We start from the raw sequence: 19,413 nt of genomic DNA on the forward strand, positions 1-19,413 counted from the left end.
CACCGTTGGAATTCACAGCGTTCCGAGTCGTCGCGAATGGGGTTGTTCACACCGAAATCGACGCTCCCATTCGATCGCGATGCCGGTGCTCACCGTTGGAATTCACAGCGTTCCGAGTCGTCGCGAATGGGGTTGTTCACACCGAAATCGACGCTCCCATTCGATCGCGATGCCGGTGCTCACCGTTGGAATTCACAGCGTTCCGAGTCGTCGCGAATGGGGTTGTTCACACCGAAATCGACGCTCCCATTCGATCGCGATGCCGGTGCTCACCGTTGGAATTCACAGCGTTCCGAGTCGTCGCGGATTGGGCTGTCCACACCAGAATCGATGTCCTCGTTCGCGCACGCGACGGTGCTCACCATCGAAATTCACAGGCTTTTGAGTGTGTGCCGGCGGCGATATCCACACGCGTTCCCGCGCGTCGTTCGGCAGCGCCACGACGCGTACCGATGAGCGCCGAAGCCCCGCCAGTGCTCGCGCTGCGGGCGCCAATCCGCGCCGAGGCTGGCACCCGGACCGCGCCCGCCGAACGCACGCCTGCCTTGCCGCGACGACCTGGCCGCTGATCCGGCGCGACGCACCGGCGGACAGCCGTGCGGATATCGCGCGGCGGAATCGACTCGCAAATCTGTGGATGTGACAGGTGAGAGCGAACGTCGCAGCGGGCGGACAGGAGTCCGGCGATGTGGATATCTTCCACCGTCATCGACTCGGCTTGCTGTGAATGTCGATGGTGAGTGTCGCCATCTGCTCAACCGCGGACCGATGATCGATGTGTGGACATCCGTCCACCGACGCGACTCGAAACGCTGTGCAATCGACCGGTGAGCGCGCCCGCCCGCTTCGCGCGCAGCGCGGGATTGTGGACATCCCGCCTCCACGACCAATCCGAACGCTGTGCGTTCGATGGGTGAGGACGCCCCCCGCTTCGCCACGCGAACCCTTGCCGCGCGGCCCGCGAGCGCCGACCACTGCGTGCTGCGGTTCGCTTCCCGCATATCCCCGCGTGTTCGAGGCAACCGCCTCACCCGGTCCGATACGCATCCAGCCGCCGCCCGCCGCCCAGCGCGAAAACTCTCTCAATTTCCGGCCAAAACCTGCGCAGTTTTTCTCACTCGGGGCCGCCCCGAGCAAGATGAGAAAAAACTTTCTCGCCTTTCCGCGAAAAAATAGAGCCATCCCGCCGCCGTCGGCCGGGCGTCGCCCGACGCCCGCCGCGCGGCCCGGAACAGAACAGCACAATCAGGAGACATCCCCATGACCGCCCGACTGCCCGTCGACGGCACGCCCGCTCTATCCGACTACCGCCTGACCGACAACCTCACCGCCACGCGCGGCCGGATCTTCCTGACCGGCACGCAGGCGCTGGTGCGCCTGCTGCTGATGCAGCGCGCGTCCGACATCGCGCAGGGGCTGAACACGGCCGGCTTCGTCAGCGGCTACCGCGGCTCGCCGCTCGGGATGGTCGACCAGCAGTTGTGGAAGGCGAAGAAACTGCTCGACGGCAGCGGCGTGCGCTTCCTGCCCGCGATCAACGAGGAACTCGGCGGCACGGCCGTGCTCGGCACGCAGCGCGTCGAGGCCGACCCGGAGCGCACCGTCGATGGCGTGTATGCGATGTGGTACGGCAAGGGCCCGGGCGTCGACCGTGCCGGCGACGCGCTGAAGCACGGCAACGCATATGGCTCGTCGCCGCACGGCGGCGTGCTGGTGGTGGCGGGCGACGACCATGGCTGCGTGTCGTCGTCGATGCCGCACCAGAGCGACTTCGCGATGATCGCGTGGCACATGCCGGTCGTGAACCCGTCGAACATCGCCGACATGCTCGAATTCGGCCTGTATGGCTGGGCGCTGTCGCGCTTCTCGGGTGCGTGGGTCGGCTTCAAGGCGATCTCGGAAACCGTCGAATCGGGCTCGACCGTCGATCTCGACGCGCTGCAGACGCAATGGCCGGCGCCGGCAGGCTTCACGCCGCCCGCGGGCGGCCTGCACAACCGCTGGCCCGACCTGCCGAGTCTCACGATCGAGGCGCGCCTCGCGGCCAAGCTGGACGCCGTGCGCCATTTCGCGCGCACCAACAGCATCGACAAGTGGATCGCGCCGAGCGCGCACGCGAACGTCGGCATCGTCACGTGCGGCAAGGCGCACCTCGACCTGATGGAAGCGCTGCGCCGGCTCGATCTCACCGTCGCCGACCTGGAAGCAGCCGGCGTGCGGATCTACAAGGTCGGCCTGTCGTATCCGCTCGAGATGACGCGGATCGAAACCTTCGTCGACGGGCTGTCGGAAGTGCTCGTCATCGAAGAAAAGGGCCCGGTGATCGAGCAGCAGATCAAGGACTACCTGTACAACCGCGCGGACGGTGCGCGCCCGCGCGTGCTCGGCAAGCACGACGCCGAAGGCGCGTGCCTGCTGTCCGAGCTCGGCGAGCTGCGCCCGTCGCGCATTCTGCCGGTGTTCGCCACGTGGCTCGCGCGGCACAAGCCGGCGCTCGATCGCCGCGAGCGCGTCGTCGATCTCGTCGCGCCGCAGATCCTGTCGAACGAAGCGGACGCAGTGAAGCGCACGCCGTACTTCTGCTCGGGCTGCCCGCACAACACGTCGACGAAGGTGCCGGAGGGCTCGATCGCGCAGGCGGGCATCGGCTGCCACTTCATGGCGTCGTGGATGGAGCGCGACACGACGGGCCTGATCCAGATGGGCGGCGAGGGCGTCGACTGGGCCGCGCACGCGATGTTCACCAACACGAAGCACGTGTTCCAGAACCTCGGCGACGGCACCTACTTCCACTCGGGCATCCTCGCGATCCGCCAGGCGGTCGCCGCGAAGGCGAACATCACGTACAAGATTCTCTACAACGATGCGGTCGCGATGACGGGCGGCCAGCCCGTCGACGGCAGCATCTCGGTGCCGCAGATCGCACGGCAGGTGGAGGCGGAGGGCGTGTCGCGCTTCGTCGTGGTGTCCGACGAACCGCAGAAGTACGACGGCCATCACGGCCTGTTCCCGAAGGGCACGACGTTCCATCACCGCAGCGAACTCGACGCGGTGCAGCGCGAGCTGCGCGAGACGCCGGGCGTCACCGTGCTGATCTACGACCAGACCTGCGCGGCCGAGAAGCGCCGCCGCCGCAAGAAGGGCGAGTTTCCCGACCCGGACAAGCGCCTGTTCATCAACGATGCGGTGTGCGAAGGCTGCGGCGACTGCGGCGTGCAGTCGAACTGCCTGTCGGTCGAGCCGCTCGAGACGCAGCTCGGCCGCAAGCGCCGCATCGACCAGTCGTCGTGCAACAAGGATTATTCGTGCGTGAACGGCTTTTGCCCGAGCTTCGTGACGGTCGAAGGCGCGGCGCTGAAGAAGGCCGCCGGCGCGGCGTTCGACGAGGCGGCGCTCGCCGTGCGCGTCGACGCGCTGCCGGTGCCCGCGACGCATCTCGATGCGGCGCCGTACGACATGCTCGTGACGGGCGTAGGCGGCACGGGCGTCGTGACCGTCGGCGCGCTGATCAGCATGGCCGCGCACCTCGAGGGCAAGAGCGCGTCGGTGCTCGACTTCATGGGCTTCGCGCAGAAGGGCGGCTCGGTGCTGTCGTTCGTGCGGATCGCGTCGAGCGACCGGTGGCTGAACCAGGTGCGCATCGACACGCAGCAGGCCGACGTGCTGCTCGCGTGCGACATGGTCGTCGGCGCGAGCGCCGAGGCGCTGCAGACGGTGCGCCACGAGCGCACGCGGATCGTCGTCAACACGCACCGGATTCCGAACGCGTCGTTCGTGCAGAACCCCGACGCGAACCTGCATGCGGATGCGCTGCTCGAGAAAATGCGCCATGCGGCCGGTGAAGGCTACCTGTCGAGCTGCGACGCGCAGGCGCTCGCCGCGAAATTCCTCGGCGATTCGATCGGCGCGAACATCCTGATGCTCGGCTATGCATGGCAGCTCGGCCTCGTGCCGGTGTCGCTCGCCGCGATGATGCGCGCGATCGAGCTGAACAACGTCGCGGTGCCGATGAACAAGCTCGCGTTCGCGATCGGCCGGATGGCGGCCGGCGACGCGGCGGGCCTCGATGCGTTGTGGAACGCGCGTCATGCGGTGGCTGCCCACGCGGCGCCGGAGACGCTCGACGCGCTGATCGCCGATCGCGAAGCGCGCCTCGACGCATACGGCGGCGCGCGTTACGTCGAACGCTACCGCGCGCTGGTGAGCGCGGCGCGCGCGAAGGGCGACGATGCGCTGACGCGCGCCGTCGCGACGACGTTCTACCGGTTGCTCGCGGTGAAGGACGAATACGAAGTCGCGCGACTGTATGCGGACGGTGCGTTCCGCTCGGCGCTCGAAGCGCAGTTCGAAGGCGTGCCGGGGCAAGACTATCGCGTGAAGTTCAACCTGGCGCCGCCGACGGTCGCGAAGGCCGGGCGCGACGGCAGCGTGCCGAAGAAGCGCGTGTTCGGCCAGTGGATGTGGCCGGTGCTCGGCACGCTCGCGCGCGTGCGCGGCCTGCGCGGCACGTGGCTCGATCCGTTCGGCCGCACCGTCGAGCGCCGGATGGAGCGCGCGCTCGCGCACGACTACGAGACGACGCTCACGCGCGCGCTCGCCGTGACGACCGCCGCCAATGCGGCGCAGGTCGCGCAGCTGGCCGAACTTCATGCGCGCGTGCGCGGCTTCGGTCACGTGAAGGTGCGCAACCTCGCGGGCGTGAAGCGCGCGGAGCGCGAGCTCGCGCTGCAGCTCGGCATCGACGCCGCGACCAGCGCGGCCGTGCAGCACGCGCTCGACGAAATGAAGGGCGCGGGGATGCTGAAGGGAATCCCGGTCGTGGTCGCGAAGTAACGCGAACGCGCGCGGATGTGCACACGGCGACGCTCACGCGTCGCCGTTTTTGTTTGGGGCCGTCAAGCAGCCGGCAACGAACTCCGGCATCGCGCCGACATGACCCGAGCCGGCGCGGCCTCCCTTTGTCGAGAGCGGCCGCGCAGCGAGGGACACTTCGCCATCGGGTTAGACGATCCCTTTCTTGCGCGTCGACAGCGCCGTTTCAGACAGATCGATTTCGCGGATCAGCTTCGTCAGCGTCTCGTCGGAAATCTTGCTTTCGCTGCGCAGCCGGTACAACACCGAACGTTCCGCGCGCACGGCCGCGATACGCATCTGCAGTTCCATCGCTTCGGTCTGCCGGGCTTCGGCGCGCGGCGTCGGGCCGTCTTCGGCGAGCGCGGCCAGGCGGCGGCGATATTGGTCCATCACGCGTGCGGAGATGTCCGCGCAACGTGCGGCGCCCGATTCGTCGAGATCGGCCGAGATCGCGTCGTGCGACGAGTCGATCGCGCGGATCGCGGCTTGCGCGGCGGCCGCGCGCGCGGTGCGCTCCTCGTCGGCGAGCGGGTTGCGCGTGGAGCGCACGCCGCGCAGCAGCAACGGCAGGCCGATTACCGCGACGATCAGCGAACCGAGGATCACCGCCGATGCGATGAAGATCGCGGTGTCGCGCCCGGGCAGCGGCGCACCGTCGGCCAGCGCGACGGGGATCGACAGCACGCCCGCGAGCGTGACCGCGCCGCGCACGCCGCCGACCGTCATCACCGCGATCGTGCGCACGCCGGCCATCGTGCCCGCGAGGCCGTGGCGCGCGGCGCGGCGGCTCGCGATCCAGCGCAGCAGCCAGACCCACAGAAAGCGGATCGCGTACAGCGCGAGCATCATCGCGCACACGTTGAAGATCATCCGGCCGACGAGCGCGTCGCTGGTGTGATGCGCGTCGACGAGCGCGCGGCCGATGATGTGCGGCAGCTGCAGCCCGAGCATGATGAACACCATGCCGTTGAACACGAACTCGATCATCGCCCACGTGCTTTCGGCCCGCACGCGCGAGGCGACCGTGCTTTTGCGCGAGAAGCTCGTGTAGTTCATCATCATCCCGGCCGATACGGCCGCGAGCACGCCCGACAGCTCGAGATGCTCGGCGAACAGATAGGCGGCGAACGGCACGAGCAGCGTCATCACGATGCCGGGGGCCGGATCGCCTTCCTGCTCGGCGTTCAGGAAGCGCGTGGACAGCGCGCTGAACAGCCACGCGACCGCCGCGCCCGTCGCGAGCCCGCCGGCGGCGACGATCACGAACGTGATCGACGCGGCGCGCAGCGAGAACATGCCGGTGAGCGCGGCCGCGACCGCGAACTTCAGCGCGACCAGGCCCGACGCATCGTTCATCAGCGCCTCGCCTTCGAGGATGTGCATCAGCTGCGGCGGAATCCGGCCCTTGCCGGCGATGCCCGACAGCGCGACCGCATCGGTGGGCGACAGCACCGCGGCGAGCGCGAACGCGATCGGCAGCGGCAACTCGGGTATCAGCCAATGCGCGAAGTAGCCGACCGCGAGTACCGTCATGAACACGAGCCCGAACGCGAGCATCAGGATCGCGCGGCGCTGCAGGTACAGCTCGCGTTTCGGGATCCGCCAGCCGTCCGCGAACAGCAGCGGCGGAATGAACAGCAGCATGAAGATTTCGGGATCGAACGTGACGTGCAGGTTCAGCTTCGGCCACGCGAGCATCGCGCCGAACGCGATCTGCATCAGCGGCAGCGGCAGTCGCAATGGCAGGATGCGTGTGACCGCGCCCGACAGCGCGACGGTCAGCAGCAGGATCAGGACTGTGAAGACGATTTCCATCGATACGGCAATTGAGCAGAATCAAACGACCGTACGGAGTGTAGCGTGACGCCGTGACGGGTGCGTTCGAGTGGGCCGGTGCGGGTGCACGCAAACGGTGCATCCGGCCTGCGCCACGCTGGTGCGGCGGCGCCGCACGCAGGCGTGGCGCGTGGTTCAAGGGCTTGCACGGAGCTTGCTTGATGCTTGCGTACCGTCCGGCACCGTCCGGACAACCGAGGATTCCACCATGACAATGCGCGCGCCGTTTCAAGCACTCGCCGCGTTCCGCTTCATCGCCAGGAGGGCGCCATGACGATCGTGCAACAGGAGCGTCCGGCCGCCGCTTCGCCCTATCGTTTCGAGCGGGAGATGAGCTCCGGCCTCGAACGCCTCGCGACGCAGCATCGCGACCTGATGCTGACGACGGTGTTCCAGCCGATCTTCAGCCTGTCGCACCAGCGCGCGGTCGGCTACGAGGCGCTGTTGCGCGCCCATGATGCGCTCGACCGGGCGGTGTCGCCGCTCGACGTGTTCGGCGAGGCCGCGCGCCAGGGCGAACTGCTGCAGCTCGACCGGCTCGCGCAGGCGCTGCATCTCGAGAACTTCGCGCTGCTCGGCGCGGAGCGCGAGTGGCTGTTTCTCAACGTGCATCCGGGCGTGCTCACCGACCCGTTCCAGGCCGCCGCGCTGCTCGCGAACCTGAAGCGGATCGGCATGCCGCCGCGCCGCGTCGTGCTCGAAGTGCTCGAACAGCGCGCGGACGACATCGAGCGGCTCGCCGAAGCCGTGCGCGAATTCCGCGCGCAGGGTTTCCTGATCGCGCTCGACGATTTCGGCGCCGGCCATTCGAACCTCGAGCGGATCTGGCAGCTGAACCCGGACATCGTGAAACTCGACCGGATCATGCTGTCCCACGCAGCGCACCGCACGGGCCTCACCGCGATCCTGCACGGGCTCGTCACGCTGCTGCACGAGGCCGGCAAGCTCGTGCTCGTCGAGGGCATCGAGACCGAGCACGACGCGCAGATCGCGCTGTCGTGCGAGGCCGATTTCGTGCAGGGCTATTACTTCGGCCGCCCGGCGCCCGGGCTGCCCGACAGCGCGACGGCGACCGGTTGCATCGGCGAGCTGACCGAGCGTTTTCGGCAACAGACCGAAGCGCGCGAGCGGCGCGACGCGCAGCGGCTCGCGCCGTACCTGCGCGCGTTCGAGCGTGCGGCCGAGCGGGTGGCGGCCGGCGAGCCGCTCGACGAGGTGTGCTGGAACTTCCTCGCGCTCGATGCCGCGGCGCGCTGCTTCCTGCTCGACGCGCGCGGCCGCCAGGCCGGCCGCAATGTCGTGCTGCGCGCGGACCGCGCGCTTGCCGAGGCGCGCTTCTCGCCGCTCGCGGATGCGCAGGGCGCGAACTGGCTGCGCCGGCCGTATTTCCGCTCGGCGATCGCCGAGCCGGGGCGCGTGCAGGTGACGCGCCCGTACCTGTCGATCAACGAGGCGCAGCCGTGCGTGACGCTGTCGGTGGCCGTGCGCATCGGCGATGCGCAGCACGTGCTGTGCGGCGATATCGACTGGATCGACGAGGAAACGGACGACGCATAGCGACGGCGACGCGCTGGCGCCGTTCACGCCGCTCGGCTAGGATGCGCGAATTGTCCTGACGATTCGCGAGCCGCCGATGAACCGAACCGCCGCTTCTTCCGTCCTCCTCGAAGTGATCGCCACCACCGTCGGCGATGCGAAGGCCGCCGCCCGCGCGGGCGCCGACCGCCTCGAACTCGTGACCGCGATCAGCGAGGGCGGGCTCACGCCGAGCGTCGGCCTGATCGAGGCCGTCGTCGCGGCCGTGCCGATTCCGGTCAACGTAATCGTGCGGCCGCACAGCCGCTCGTTCGTCTACGACGCCGACGACCTGCGCGTGATCGAACGCGACGTGCGCGCGGCCGTCGCGGCCGGTGCGAACGGCGTCGTGTTCGGCGCGCTCGACGCGCGCGGCGACGTCGATCTCGGTGCACTCGAGCGCGTTGCGGCGGCGGCGGACGGGCGCGACCTGACGTTCCATCGCGCGTTCGACGTGTCGCGGGATCTCAACGCCGCGTTCGACGCGCTGCTGCGCGTGCCGGCCGTCACGTCGGTGCTGACGTCGGGCGGCCATCCGTCGGTGCTCGACGCGGTCGCGACGATCACGCGGCTGGTGCGGCACGCGGCGGGCTCGACCTGCACGGTGCTGGCCGGCTCGGGGCTCACGATCGACGCGGTCGGCGATTTCGTGCGCGCGACCGGCGTGCGCGCGGTGCATTTCGGCTCGGGTGTGCGGCCGCGCGGCGAAGTGCTGGCGCCCGTCGACGAACAGCGCGTCGAACGCGTGCGCGCGGCACTCGACGGTGCGGCGGCGCATGTGTGAAGGGCGGCGCTGAACGCCGCGCGCGGCGCGCCGAGCGCCGACGATCGGACGAAAAAAAGCCGGGGCATGCCCCGGCTTTTTCATCTGCTCGCGAACGACGCGAAGCGGCTGCTTACGCGTTCTCCGCCAGCGCGTCGGCCTGGCTCGCGCGGATGCCGAGGCGCTCGAACAGCGCGCGGTCGCGCTGCGTTTGCGGATTGCTCGTGGTCAGCAGCTGGTCGCCGTAGAACATCGAGTTTGCGCCTGCGAGGAAGCACATCGCCTGCATCGCGTCGTCGAGCTGCTCGCGGCCGGCCGACAGACGCACGACGGCCTTCGGCATCGTGATGCGCGCAACCGCGATCGTGCGCACGAACTCGAACGGATCGAGCGGCGCGGTGCCTTCGAGCGGCGTGCCTTCGATCGCGACGAGGTTGTTGATCGGCACCGACTCCGGATACGGGTTCAGGTTCGCGAGCTGCGAAATCAGGCCCGCGCGTTCACGGCGCGATTCGCCCATCCCGATGATGCCGCCGCAGCACACGTTGATGCCCGCGTCGCGCACGCGGTCGAGCGTGTCGAGCCGATCCTGGTACGTGCGCGTCGAGATCACCTGGCCGTAGAACTCCGGCGACGTGTCGAGGTTGTGGTTGTAGTAGTCGAGGCCGGCGTCGGCGAGCTGCCGTGCCTGCTCGTCCTCGAGCATGCCGAGCGTCATGCAGGTCTCGAGGCCCAGTTCCTTCACGCCGCGCACCATCTCGGTCAGCGCCGGCATGTGGCGCTCCTTCGGGTTGCGCCATGCGGCGCCCATGCAGAAGCGGCTCGCGCCGTTCGCCTTCGCCGCGCGCGCGGCGTCGAGCACCGCGTCGACGTCCATCAGCTTCTCGGCCTTCAGGCCCGTGTCGTGATGCGACGACTGCGAGCAGTAGCCGCAATCTTCCTCGCAGCCGCCCGTCTTGATCGACAGCAGCGTCGACAGTTGCACCGCGTTCGCGTCGAAGTGCTCGCGATGCACCTGCTGCGCGCGGAACATCAGGTCGTTGAACGGCAGCTCGAACAGCGCGACGACGTCGGCGACGCGCCAGCGCTGCGGCGCCGGAGCGGCCACGGGGATCGCGTCGGGTTGCACGGCGGCGGTCTGGGCTTGGGTCATGGTGTTTTTCCTGTCGTGGATTCGAGGTTCTTGAATTCGGAATCGAGGTGTCAATGCCGCGCGGCGCGCAGCGTGTCGACGAGCGTGGCGATGTCGAGCATCGCCGCGGCGGATTCGGGAGCGGCCGGGTGCAGGTGCGCAATGCGGCCAAGTAGCGGCGCGCGATGTTCGCGCGCGAGCCAGTCGCGAATCGTCGCGACGTTTTCGTCGGCGTACGACATGGCCGGGTCGACGTGGTTCGCGACCCAGCCGGCGAGCGTGAGGCCGCGCTGGCGAATCGCGTCGGCGGTCAGCAGCGCGTGGCTGATGCAGCCGAGCCGCATCCCGACGACGAGCACGACCGGCAGCCCGAGCGCGACCGCGAGATCGGCCGTGTCCTGCGTGTCGTTCAGCGGCACGCGGAAGCCGCCCACGCCTTCGACTACGACGACGTCCGCGCGCGTCAGCGCTTCGCGGTGGCTCGCGACGATCGTGTCGATGTCGAGCGTCACGCCTTCCTGCGCGGCGACGATGTGCGGCGCGGCGGGCGCCTTCAGCAGGAACGGCGTGCGCAGCGCGGGCGGCAGTACGACGTTCGCGGCCGCATCGAGCTGGTCGGCGTCCTCGTTGTGCCAGACGCCGTCGCGTTCGTACGCGCCGGCGGCGACGGGCTTCAGCGCGGCGGCGCGCAGCCCGTGCCGCGCGAAGCCGTGCAGCATCGCGGCCGACACGAACGTCTTGCCGATCTCGGTGTCGGTGCCGGTGACGAAGAGGGAAAGCGCGGCCGTCATGCTGCACCTTCCTCGGCGGGCAGCGAATGCGGGCGGGCGTCGGGGCGCCCCGGCCCTTCGCTGGCTTCGATCAGCGCGGCTTCGAGGCGCGCGAGATCGTCGAACGAATGCGCGGCCGACAGCGAGATGCGCAGCCGCGACGTGCCGGCGGGCACCGTCGGCGGCCGGATCGCGGGCACCCACAGGCCGTGCGCGTCGAGCGAGCGCATCGCCGCGAGCGTCGCGTCGTTGCTGCCGATCACGAGCGGCTGCACGGCCGTGTGCGAGTCGACCGGCTGCCAGCGCGTCATGCGCAGCAGCGCGCGCGTGCGCTCGATCAGCGCGGCGAGGTGTGCGCGGCGCGTATCGCCTTCGTCGCCGGCGATCACCTTCAGGCTCGCCGACACCGCATGCGCGACGGCCGGCGGCGCGGCCGTCGTGAAGATGTAGCTGCGCGCGCGCTGGATCATCCATTCGATCACGGTTTCGTGCGCGATCACGAACGCGCCCGCGACGCCGGCGGCCTTGCCGAGCGTGCCGACGTACACGAGGTTCGGCGAGCGCAGCGCGGCGGCCGCGAGCGCGCCGCGCCCCTGCGGGCCGAGCACGCCGAAGCCGTGCGCGTCGTCGACGACGAGCCACGCGCCGTGGCGTTCGGCCAGCGCGACGAGTTCGGCGAGCGGCGCGATGTCGCCGTCCATGCTGAACACGGTGTCGCTGACGATCAGTTTCGTTTCGGCATCCGACGCGTCGAGCAGCGCGGCGAGCGCGGCCATGTCCGCATGCGGGTAGACCTGCACGGTCGCGCGCGACAGCCGGATCCCGTCGATCAGCGACGCATGGTTGAGCGCGTCCGAGAAGATCGTCGCGTGCCTGGCCGCAAGCGCGGTCATCGCGGCGAGGTTCGCCATGTAGCCGGTGCTGAAGTACAGCGCCCGCGGTGCATCGGAGAAGCCGCCCGCGAAGCCGGCGAGCTCGTCCTCGAGCGTCGCGTGCGCGCGCGAATGGCCGCCGAGCAGATGCGAGCCGCCGCTGCCGGAGCCGTAGCGCTGCGCGCCTTCGGCGAACGCGGCGACGAGCGCGGGATGCGCGGCGAGGCCGAGGTAGTCGTTGCTCGCGAAGCCGACGATGTCGCGACCGTCGACGCGCATGTGCGCGTCGCACGCGGTGTCGGCGGTGCGGCGCACGCGTCGCAGGCCCTGCGCGTCGAGTTCGGCGAGGCCGCGCTGCAGCGCGTCGAGCAGGGGCATGGTCGTTTCCGGTGAGGATTGCTTCATCGCGCCGGCTCCGCGAGCGTCGCGTCGAGCGTGTCGCGCGTGCGTTGCGCGAGCCACGCGATGTCGTCGTCGGTCATCACGTAAGGCGGCATCAGGTACACGGTCGTGCCGATCGGGCGCAGCAGCAGCTCGCGCTCGAGCGCATGCTCGAAGAAGCGCCGCGAGAAACCGCGCGCGGCATCGCCGTCGAGCGCGACGTCGAACGCGAACAGCGTGCCGCGCTCGCGCAGGTGACGCACCTGCGGGTGCGCGCCGAGCGGCGCGAGCGCGGCACGCATCGCGGCCGACTTGCGCGCGTTGGCGGCGAGCACGTCGTCGCGCGCGAACAGGTCGAGCGTCGCGACGGCCGCACGGCACGCGAGCGGGTTGCCGGTGTACGAATGCGAATGCAGGAAGCCGCGCGTCGTGTCGTCGTCGTAGAAGGCCGCGAACACGTCGTCGCGCGTGAGCACGAGCGACAGCGGCAGGTAGCCGCCGCTGATGCCCTTCGACAGGCACAGGAAATCGGGCCACACGCCGGCCTGCTCGCAGGCGAAGAAGGTGCCGGTGCGGCCGCAGCCGACGGCGATCTCGTCGGCGATCAGGTGCACGCCGAATTCGTCGCACAGCGCGCGCAGCCCGCGCACATACGACGGATCGTGCATCGCCATGCCGGCCGCGCATTGCACGAGCGGCTCGACGATCAGCGCGGCGATCCGGTCGGCGCGTTCGGCGAACAGACGCCGCACGTCGTCGAGCGCGCGGCCGGCGACGTCGGCGGCCGTCTCGCCCGGCAGCGCGCCGCGCGCGTCGGGCGACGCGACCACGTGCGCATGACGGATCAGCGGGTCGTATGCATCCTTGAACAGCGCGACGTCGGTCACGCCGAGCGCGCCGATGGTCTCGCCGTGATAGCTGTTCGCGACGCACACGAATTCGCGCTTGTCCGCGCGGCCGCGGTTGCGCCACGCGTGGAAGCTCATCTTCAGCGCGATCTCGACCGCCGACGCGCCGTCGGACGCGAAGAACGCATGGCCGAGCGTGCGCGCGGTCAGCGCGTGCAGCCGCTCGGCGAGCTCGATCGCCGGCTCGTGCGTGCAGCCGGCGAGCATCGCGTGCTCGAGCGTGTCGAGCTGGTCCTTCAGTGCCGCGTTGATGTCCGGGTTCGCATGGCCGAACAGGTTCACCCACCACGAGCTGATCGCGTCGAAGTAGCGGCGCCCGTCGCGGTCGTACAGCCACAGGCCCGCGCCGCGCGCGACGGGAATGAGCGGCATGCGCTCGTGGTGCTTCATCTGGGTGCAGGGATGCCAGACCGCGCGCAGGCTGCGCGCGACCCAGTCGTCGGTGGCTGGCGTACTCAAGGCAACTCCGGGGGTAAAACGGCGGCGGGCATCGCATCCGATGCCGCGGCGACAGACTCGAAACGCGCTGAGATTAGCGTGTTCCGCCGCACGTTGCACTACCGGTTACAAACGCCGCGAAGCCTTGCTGGGCGGGAGTTCGGCGCAGATATGGGACGCTCGGGACGGTACGCGCCAGATGTCCAGAAATGACCGCAGATGACGACGTTCGAGTGACACCCCCCGACAGAAAAAAATCGCGGGCCGACGGGCGGCGATCGGGCGAAAAATCGGGTCCGGATGGGAAAAGGACGCGAAGCGACGCGCACCAGGCGCGGCAAATGGCGTTCGGACTCGGGGGCGGGCGAGATTCGGAAGAGGCCGGATAACGATCCGGCGGGCGTCGCGGGCGGTGCGCTGTTCGCGGCGCGGCTCAAGCAGCCGCGCGCGCGGGCGTGCGAACAGCGTCGCGGGCCGCGCGCACGTTCATGAAACGGAGAAGGGAAGAAAGGCAGGCGCGTATCGCGCCACTCCGGGAACCGCGCGCGTCGCGCGTCAGCGCGACGCCAGCGCGCGCGAGCCGGCGTTGCCGTCGTCGGCCGTCTGCGTCGCGTTCGCGTTCCACACGACGCGATCGTTGACCGCATACAGCCGGCATGCGCCCGCACCCTGCTTCGAGCAGTTGTCCAGCGCGAGCGCCATCGGATCGTCGCCGCCTTCGGCCCACGACCATGCGCCTTCGGCGGACACGGCGAACGCACGGCTCGGATGCTGGCTCAGGAAGCGGCGATAGCCTTCGCGGCCCGCATCGTCGAGGAACGGCACCGCGTCGACCGCATCGATCGAGGCATAGCCGGTCGCAGTCGGTTCGTGCGGGTTCGCGACCGCGTAGCGTACCGAGGTCGGCAGGTTCAGTTCCGCGAGGAACGCATTCACGGCCGGCCACCACACGGGCACGCCATCGCGATCGACGATCAGCCGGTGCGCATCGTCCTTGTAGCGGCCGAAATCGACGAACTGCGCCTGCGTGCCGTGCGACACGTACGCGTCGTGCATCTGCGCGACGAGCGCGGGCGTCCACACCGAATCGTTGTCGCCGTACAGCCACAGCGAACGGACGGCCGTATGCGCGCCGTACTGGTCGAACGCATCGACGAGATTGCGTTGCCAGCCGTCGCAGAGATCCTGACGCAGCCCGCCGGAGAAGTTGATGATGCCGCGCACGCCGGGTGCCGCTTCGGTGCCGTACGCGACCGACACGAGGCCGCCGTGCGACGTGCCCGCGACGACGATGCGCGATGCATCGATGTACGACTGACGCGACATGTAGCGGACCGTCGCGTCGACGTCGGCGGCCTGCGTGAGGCCGTTCTTGCCGACGTTGCAGCCTTCCTGCTGATACGTGCCGCCCGACCCGGCGAAGCCCTGCCGGTTCGGCGCGATCACCGCATAACCGCGGCGCACGAATTCGCGCGCGAACGCGAGCGGCCGGCTGCGCGGCTGCTGATGCAGGTCACCGGTGTTCTTGCCGTGGTTGAAGACGACGAGCGGGAAGGGGCCGGGGCCGTTCGGCTTGAACAGCGTGGCCTCGAGCATCACCGAGCCCGACGCATCGGCCGGAATGCTGACGATTTGTTCGTTGAGGTTCGCGGCGACTTGCGGAAGGCCCGAATCGCCGTAGTCGAAGCGCTCGGCGTGGGCGAGCGAGCCGCCGGCCGCGGCCGGGCCGGCGTTTGCGTTCGGCAGCGCATCGGCCTGAGCGGCCGACAGCGCACAGGCCGCCATCCATCCCACCAATACCTTGCTGAACGCCATTCGTAAGCCCTGCCATGCAACATGACCAATCTGACGGCCATCCTAGCCCGACAAATTCAGGTTGTGCAATGCGGGAATTACCCGGCGTCTGACATGGCAACTATTTGTCAGCGTTCACTTACTTCGCCGTCGACATAGCGCCAGAAACCGTGCTCGTCACGGGTGAAGCGGCTCGTCTCGTGAAGCCGGTAGGCACGTCCGCCGACCTTGTAGCGGGCCACGAATTCGACCTCCGCATGCCGTTCGTCGAGCACTGCGTGGCGCTTGATCGCGAGGCCGAGCCAGCGCGGCGCGTCGGGCGCATTCGGGTCCGCATCGAGATCGGCGGGGCAGGTGCGCGCGTCCCAGGTCGCGCGCAGATAGTCGGTCGCGCCGAGTACGTACGCGCTGTACCGCGAGCGCATCAACTCGAGCGCGCTGGGCGCGGCGTCGCCGCCATCGATGAAGCGGCCGCAGCACGCCGCGTAGCGCGGCGCCGGGGCTTTGCCGGCAGGTGCGGGGGACGCGCCGCCGCACGGGCACGCGTCAGGTCGGTTCAAAATCATGCGAATCGTGAATTAACGACGCCGGGTTGTGATGCCGGCTTACCAGCTGAGCTCGACGCCGTCGTACTGGAAGAAACGGCCGTTGGCCTGCGACACGTCCGCGCCGGCTTCCGCGATCACGCGGCGCATGCCGGTCACGCTGGTTTCCGGATCGATCGCGGCCTGCGCGCCGCCCATGTCGGTGCGTACCCAGCCGGGATGCAGCGAGATGCATGCGGCGTGGCGCGTCTGCAGCGACGCGATGCGCAGCACGTCATTGAGCGCCGCCTTGCTCGCGCGATACAGCCAGCCGGTCGTGCCGGTCGCCTCGGCGATGCTGCCCATGCGGCTCGAGACGACAGCCAGCACGCCGCGCGCGTCTTCGACGAGCGGCAGCAGGATCGGCAGCAGCTGCATCGGGCCGCGCACGTTCGTATGCATGACCGTGTCGAAATCCTCGGCGCCGATGGTTTCGACGCCTTCGGTGCGCGGCCCGTACACGCCCGACACGAGCACGGCCGCGTCGAGCCGTTCGCCGTCGAGCTGCCAGCCGAGCGCCGCGATCTGTTCCGGCCGCGCGATGTCGAGCGCGTGCGCGTGCGCGCCGAGTCCGCGCAGCGCGGCGAGCGACGCGTCGTCGCGCGCGGTCGCGATCACGTTCCAGCCGTCGCGCCGGTATTGCCGGACGAATTCGCGTCCGAGGCCGCGCGATGCGCCGACGATCAATACGGTTTTCATGTTCGCCGCTCCTTCGCAATGCACCGCCGTCGCGGCGGTGCCGGTGTCAGGTCATTTCGAGGGCCGTCGCGGCCGGGCGCCGCGCAACGAGAGTGCGGGCTTACTTGGCGTCGCCGCACGGCTTCAGCGTATCGACGACCGCCTGCGCGACGCCGTCGAGGTGCGCGGCATCGGCCGCGACCATGTCGTTGTCGGGCGCATGCTGGCCGCGCGCCGTGAGCGCCGCGACGCAGCGCTTGTAGGTGGCATCCAGCGCGTCGAAGTTCGACACGGACATCCCGAGGTTACGCATCCGCCCGTCGTGCACCCCGTACACGAGCCCGTGCACGGTGAGCGACTGGCCGCGCGCCCACGCGTCGTTGACGATCGTCGTGCGGCACACGTTGACGACCTGCTCGATCGCGTTCAGCTCGATCAGGCGGCGGTACCGCGCTTCGCCGACCGGCCATTCGTCGAGCAGCGCAGCGTGGCGTTCGCGCACGTCCTGCACGTGATGCAGCCAGTTGTCCGCGAGCCCGACGCGGCGGTTGTGAAGCGCCGCGTTCACGCCCGAGCAGCCATAGTGGCCGACGACCATGATGTGCTTCACGCGCAGGATGTCGACGGCGAACTGGATCACCGAAAGGCAGTTCAGGTCGCTATGGACGACGACGTTCGCGATGTTGCGGTGCACGAACACCTCGCCCGGCGGCAGGCCGATGATCTGGTTCGCCGGCACGCGCGAATCCGAGCAGCCGATCCACAGATATTCCGGCGCTTGCTGGTCGGCAAGGCGCGCGAAGAATTCCGGATCGTCGGCGAGCTGGCGCTGGACCCACGCGTCGTTGTTGTCGAACAGATGCGAAAGCGGATTGTCTTGGGTATTCATCGGTGTGGATTCCGTTGGCGGAAAGCGGTTCGATTCGATCGGATCCGGCCGTGCGTCAGGCCGCGCGCTGCGCGTCGCCTGCGTCGTCGCCGGCGTCCGGCTTCGCACCGAAGCGCGCAGGGTAGCGCACGCTGAAGCGCAGCGACGCGTCGTACGGGAAAAAATCGGGCAACTCGCCCTGCAGCAGCTTGTCCTTGCTTTCCTGCCAAAGCGCGGGTTCGAAAAAGTCCGCGTGATGTTTCATGAAGACCGAGCGCACGCGCGGATCGCCGAGCAGGAACGGTCCGTAGGTTTCCGGAAAGATGTCGTGCGGGCCGACGGTGTACCACGGCTCGCCCGACAGTTCGTCTTCCTCGTTGCGCGGCGGCGGCACGCGCCGCACGTTGCAGTCGGTCAGGTACTCGATCTCGTCGTAGTCGTAGAACACGACGCGGCCGTGACGCGTGACGCCGAAATTCTTGTACAGCATGTCGCCCGGGAAGATGTTGGCCTTCATCAGCTCCTTCACCGCGTTGCCGTATTCCTTCACGCCGTGCTCGATGTCCGCGTCGCTGCCGTTCTGCAGATACAGGTTGAGCGGCGTCATCCGGCGCTCGATGTACAGGTGCTTGATCACGAGATTGTCGTCCTCGTATTCGAGCAGCGACGGCACTTCCTTCTCGAGTTCGCGCACGAGCGCATGGTCGAGCCGCGACAGCGGCAGCGCGACGCTCGAATACTCGAGCGTGTCGGCCATCCGCCCGAGGCGGTCGTGGCGCTTCACCAGCTGGTACTTCTCCATGATCTGCGCGCGCGTCGTTTCCTTCGGCGGCGGGAAGTGATCCTTGATGATCTTGAACACGTACGGGAACGACGGCAGCGTGAACACGAGCATCACGAGGCCCTTGATGCCCGGCGCGATGATGAAGCGATCGCTCGAATGCGACAGATGATGCAGCAGGTCGCGATAGAACAGGTTCTTGCCCTGCTTCTGCAGGCCGACCGACGTGTAGATCTCGGCCTTCGGCTTGCCCGGCATGATCGTGCAGAGGAAGTCCACGTACGCGGACGGCACGCCCATGTCGACGAGGAAATACGAATGCGAGAAGCTGAAGATGATCTGCAGCTGGTCGCGGCGCAGCAGCACGGTGTCGAGCGCGAGCAGGCCCGCACGCACGTGGCGGATCGGCACCGCGAACGGCAGCACGCGGTCGGCGTTGATGATGCGGCCGATGATGTACGCGCTCTTGTTGCGAAAGAAGAGCGACGACAGCACGTGGATCTGGAAATTCGCCGCGGCATCGAACTGGCCGAATTCGTCGGTGATCGCCTGCATCACGCAGCCGATGTCGCGCGTGAGATCCTCGAACGGCGGCTCGAGCTGGAAGTTCGTGACGATGCGCTCGAGCGTGGCCGCGAGCCCGTCGGTGCCCGGGTAATACGCGCGATAGGTCGGCTTCGCGGCCGGCTCGTCGTTCTCGAGGTATTCGGTCGAGATCGCGGGGCGCACGAAAATGAAATCGTTGCTGAAATACGAGCGGTGCAGGATCTTGCAGCACACCGAATTGAAGAACGTCTCCGCGCATTCGGGCTGGCGGTGCGACGTGAGCAGGCCGATGTAGTGCAGCTTGATCTGCTGCCACACTTCGTCGTCGATGTTCTCCGCGTCGTATTCGTCCTCCAGCACCTCGACACATTCCTTCACGCGCTCGTCGTAGGACGTGATCCGCTCGCGCGCCAGCCGCTGCAGGCCGTGCCAGTCGGTGCGCTCGAATAGCGTCTTCGCGTCGACGGCGGCTTCCCGGAAGATCCGGTAATGGCGGTCGAAGTATTCGAGCATCGTCTGCGCGACGTCGAAACCGATCTGCGACGACAGCAGTTTGGGGAAGTGATTCATCGCGTGCAGGCTCGTTCGAGGGACTGTAAGCACCCGCCATTTTAGCGCTCAAGTCGGCGTTTC

At 68.6% G+C, this 19,413-nt stretch carries 13 protein-coding genes; 3 read left to right on the forward strand and 10 right to left on the reverse strand.

Features of this window, described 5'->3' with window-relative positions; all coding sequences use genetic code 11:
- Window positions 1–1,260: 1,260 nt before the first annotated feature.
- A complete protein-coding gene (locus tag HW466_RS20820; RefSeq protein WP_174905943.1) occupies window positions 1,261–4,833 on the forward strand; it encodes an indolepyruvate ferredoxin oxidoreductase family protein in 3,573 nt (1,190 codons plus the stop codon).
- 168 nt (window positions 4,834–5,001) lie between these two features.
- Here HW466_RS20820 and HW466_RS20825 read toward each other — a convergent pair whose 3' ends face one another.
- Complete coding sequence (locus HW466_RS20825; RefSeq protein ID WP_174905944.1) at window positions 5,002–6,669, reverse strand: Na+/H+ antiporter; 1,668 nt, start codon at window positions 6,667–6,669, stop codon at window positions 5,002–5,004.
- 291 nt (window positions 6,670–6,960) lie between these two features.
- Between HW466_RS20825 and HW466_RS20830 the strand changes: the two genes are divergently transcribed.
- Window positions 6,961–8,247 (forward strand): sensor domain-containing phosphodiesterase, encoded by a 1,287-nt coding sequence (locus HW466_RS20830; RefSeq protein WP_059451578.1) that lies wholly within the window; start codon window positions 6,961–6,963, stop codon window positions 8,245–8,247.
- A gap of 76 nt (window positions 8,248–8,323) precedes the next feature.
- Window positions 8,324–9,049 (forward strand): copper homeostasis protein CutC, encoded by a 726-nt coding sequence (locus HW466_RS20835; protein WP_059451577.1) that lies wholly within the window; start codon window positions 8,324–8,326, stop codon window positions 9,047–9,049.
- A gap of 112 nt (window positions 9,050–9,161) precedes the next feature.
- Here the strand turns inward: HW466_RS20835 and bioB are convergent, their stop codons facing one another.
- The 9 genes from bioB to aceK all read right to left on the reverse strand — a co-directional run bounded on the left by bioB (window position 9,162) and on the right by aceK (window position 19,350).
- Entirely contained in the window at window positions 9,162–10,181 is a 1,020-nt protein-coding gene (gene bioB / locus HW466_RS20840; RefSeq protein WP_059952275.1) for a biotin synthase BioB, read from the reverse strand.
- A 50-nt stretch (window positions 10,182–10,231) separates the two neighbouring features.
- Window positions 10,232–10,951 (reverse strand): dethiobiotin synthase, encoded by a 720-nt coding sequence (gene bioD / locus HW466_RS20845; RefSeq protein WP_059451574.1) that lies wholly within the window; start codon window positions 10,949–10,951, stop codon window positions 10,232–10,234.
- Window positions 10,948–12,180: an 8-amino-7-oxononanoate synthase gene (gene bioF, locus HW466_RS20850; RefSeq protein ID WP_174905945.1), complete on the reverse strand. Its 1,233-nt coding sequence runs from the start codon at window positions 12,178–12,180 to the stop codon at window positions 10,948–10,950. Before bioF ends, bioD begins: the two co-directional genes overlap by 4 nt.
- Before the next feature lie 23 nt (window positions 12,181–12,203).
- The gene (bioA, locus tag HW466_RS20855) at window positions 12,204–13,550 is read right to left on the reverse strand and encodes an adenosylmethionine--8-amino-7-oxononanoate transaminase (RefSeq protein ID WP_059791059.1); all 1,347 of its coding nucleotides are present in this window, start codon (window positions 13,548–13,550) and stop codon (window positions 12,204–12,206) included.
- Between the two features lie 534 nt (window positions 13,551–14,084).
- A complete protein-coding gene (locus HW466_RS20860) occupies window positions 14,085–15,344 on the reverse strand; it encodes a dienelactone hydrolase family protein (RefSeq protein WP_151006487.1) in 1,260 nt (419 codons plus the stop codon).
- Window positions 15,345–15,451: 107 nt separating this feature from the next.
- Entirely contained in the window at window positions 15,452–15,889 is a 438-nt protein-coding gene (locus HW466_RS20865) for a YchJ family protein (RefSeq protein ID WP_151006488.1), read from the reverse strand.
- Window positions 15,890–15,928: 39 nt separating this feature from the next.
- The gene (locus tag HW466_RS20870) at window positions 15,929–16,606 is read right to left on the reverse strand and encodes an SDR family oxidoreductase (protein ID WP_059507841.1); all 678 of its coding nucleotides are present in this window, start codon (window positions 16,604–16,606) and stop codon (window positions 15,929–15,931) included.
- 100 nt (window positions 16,607–16,706) lie between these two features.
- Window positions 16,707–17,474 (reverse strand): carbonate dehydratase, encoded by a 768-nt coding sequence (gene can, locus HW466_RS20875; protein ID WP_059507885.1) that lies wholly within the window; start codon window positions 17,472–17,474, stop codon window positions 16,707–16,709.
- A gap of 55 nt (window positions 17,475–17,529) precedes the next feature.
- Window positions 17,530–19,350, reverse strand: coding sequence for a bifunctional isocitrate dehydrogenase kinase/phosphatase (aceK, locus tag HW466_RS20880; protein WP_059507840.1), 1,821 nt, complete (start codon window positions 19,348–19,350; stop codon window positions 17,530–17,532).
- Window positions 19,351–19,413: the final 63 nt, after the last annotated feature.

This window comes from Burkholderia territorii, assembly GCF_902833055.1.
GTDB lineage: Bacteria > Pseudomonadota > Gammaproteobacteria > Burkholderiales > Burkholderiaceae > Burkholderia > Burkholderia territorii.

Excerpts from the sequence above, each read along its gene's own strand:
- HW466_RS20820 (WP_174905943.1), top strand. The coding sequence starts at position 1,261 with ATGACCGCCCGACTGCCCGTCGACGGCACGCCCGCTCTATCCGACTAC.
- HW466_RS20825 (WP_174905944.1), bottom strand. The coding sequence starts at position 6,669 with ATGGAAATCGTCTTCACAGTCCTGATCCTGCTGCTGACCGTCGCGCTG.
- HW466_RS20830 (WP_059451578.1), top strand. The coding sequence starts at position 6,961 with ATGACGATCGTGCAACAGGAGCGTCCGGCCGCCGCTTCGCCCTATCGT.
- HW466_RS20835 (WP_059451577.1), top strand. The coding sequence starts at position 8,324 with ATGAACCGAACCGCCGCTTCTTCCGTCCTCCTCGAAGTGATCGCCACC.
- bioB (WP_059952275.1), bottom strand. The coding sequence starts at position 10,181 with ATGACCCAAGCCCAGACCGCCGCCGTGCAACCCGACGCGATCCCCGTG.
- bioD (WP_059451574.1), bottom strand. The coding sequence starts at position 10,951 with ATGACGGCCGCGCTTTCCCTCTTCGTCACCGGCACCGACACCGAGATC.
- bioF (WP_174905945.1), bottom strand. The coding sequence starts at position 12,180 with ATGCCCCTGCTCGACGCGCTGCAGCGCGGCCTCGCCGAACTCGACGCG.
- HW466_RS20860 (WP_151006487.1), bottom strand. The coding sequence starts at position 15,344 with ATGGCGTTCAGCAAGGTATTGGTGGGATGGATGGCGGCCTGTGCGCTG.
- HW466_RS20865 (WP_151006488.1), bottom strand. The coding sequence starts at position 15,889 with ATGATTTTGAACCGACCTGACGCGTGCCCGTGCGGCGGCGCGTCCCCC.
- HW466_RS20870 (WP_059507841.1), bottom strand. The coding sequence starts at position 16,606 with ATGAAAACCGTATTGATCGTCGGCGCATCGCGCGGCCTCGGACGCGAA.
- can (WP_059507885.1), bottom strand. The coding sequence starts at position 17,474 with ATGAATACCCAAGACAATCCGCTTTCGCATCTGTTCGACAACAACGAC.
- aceK (WP_059507840.1), bottom strand. The coding sequence starts at position 19,350 with ATGAATCACTTCCCCAAACTGCTGTCGTCGCAGATCGGTTTCGACGTC.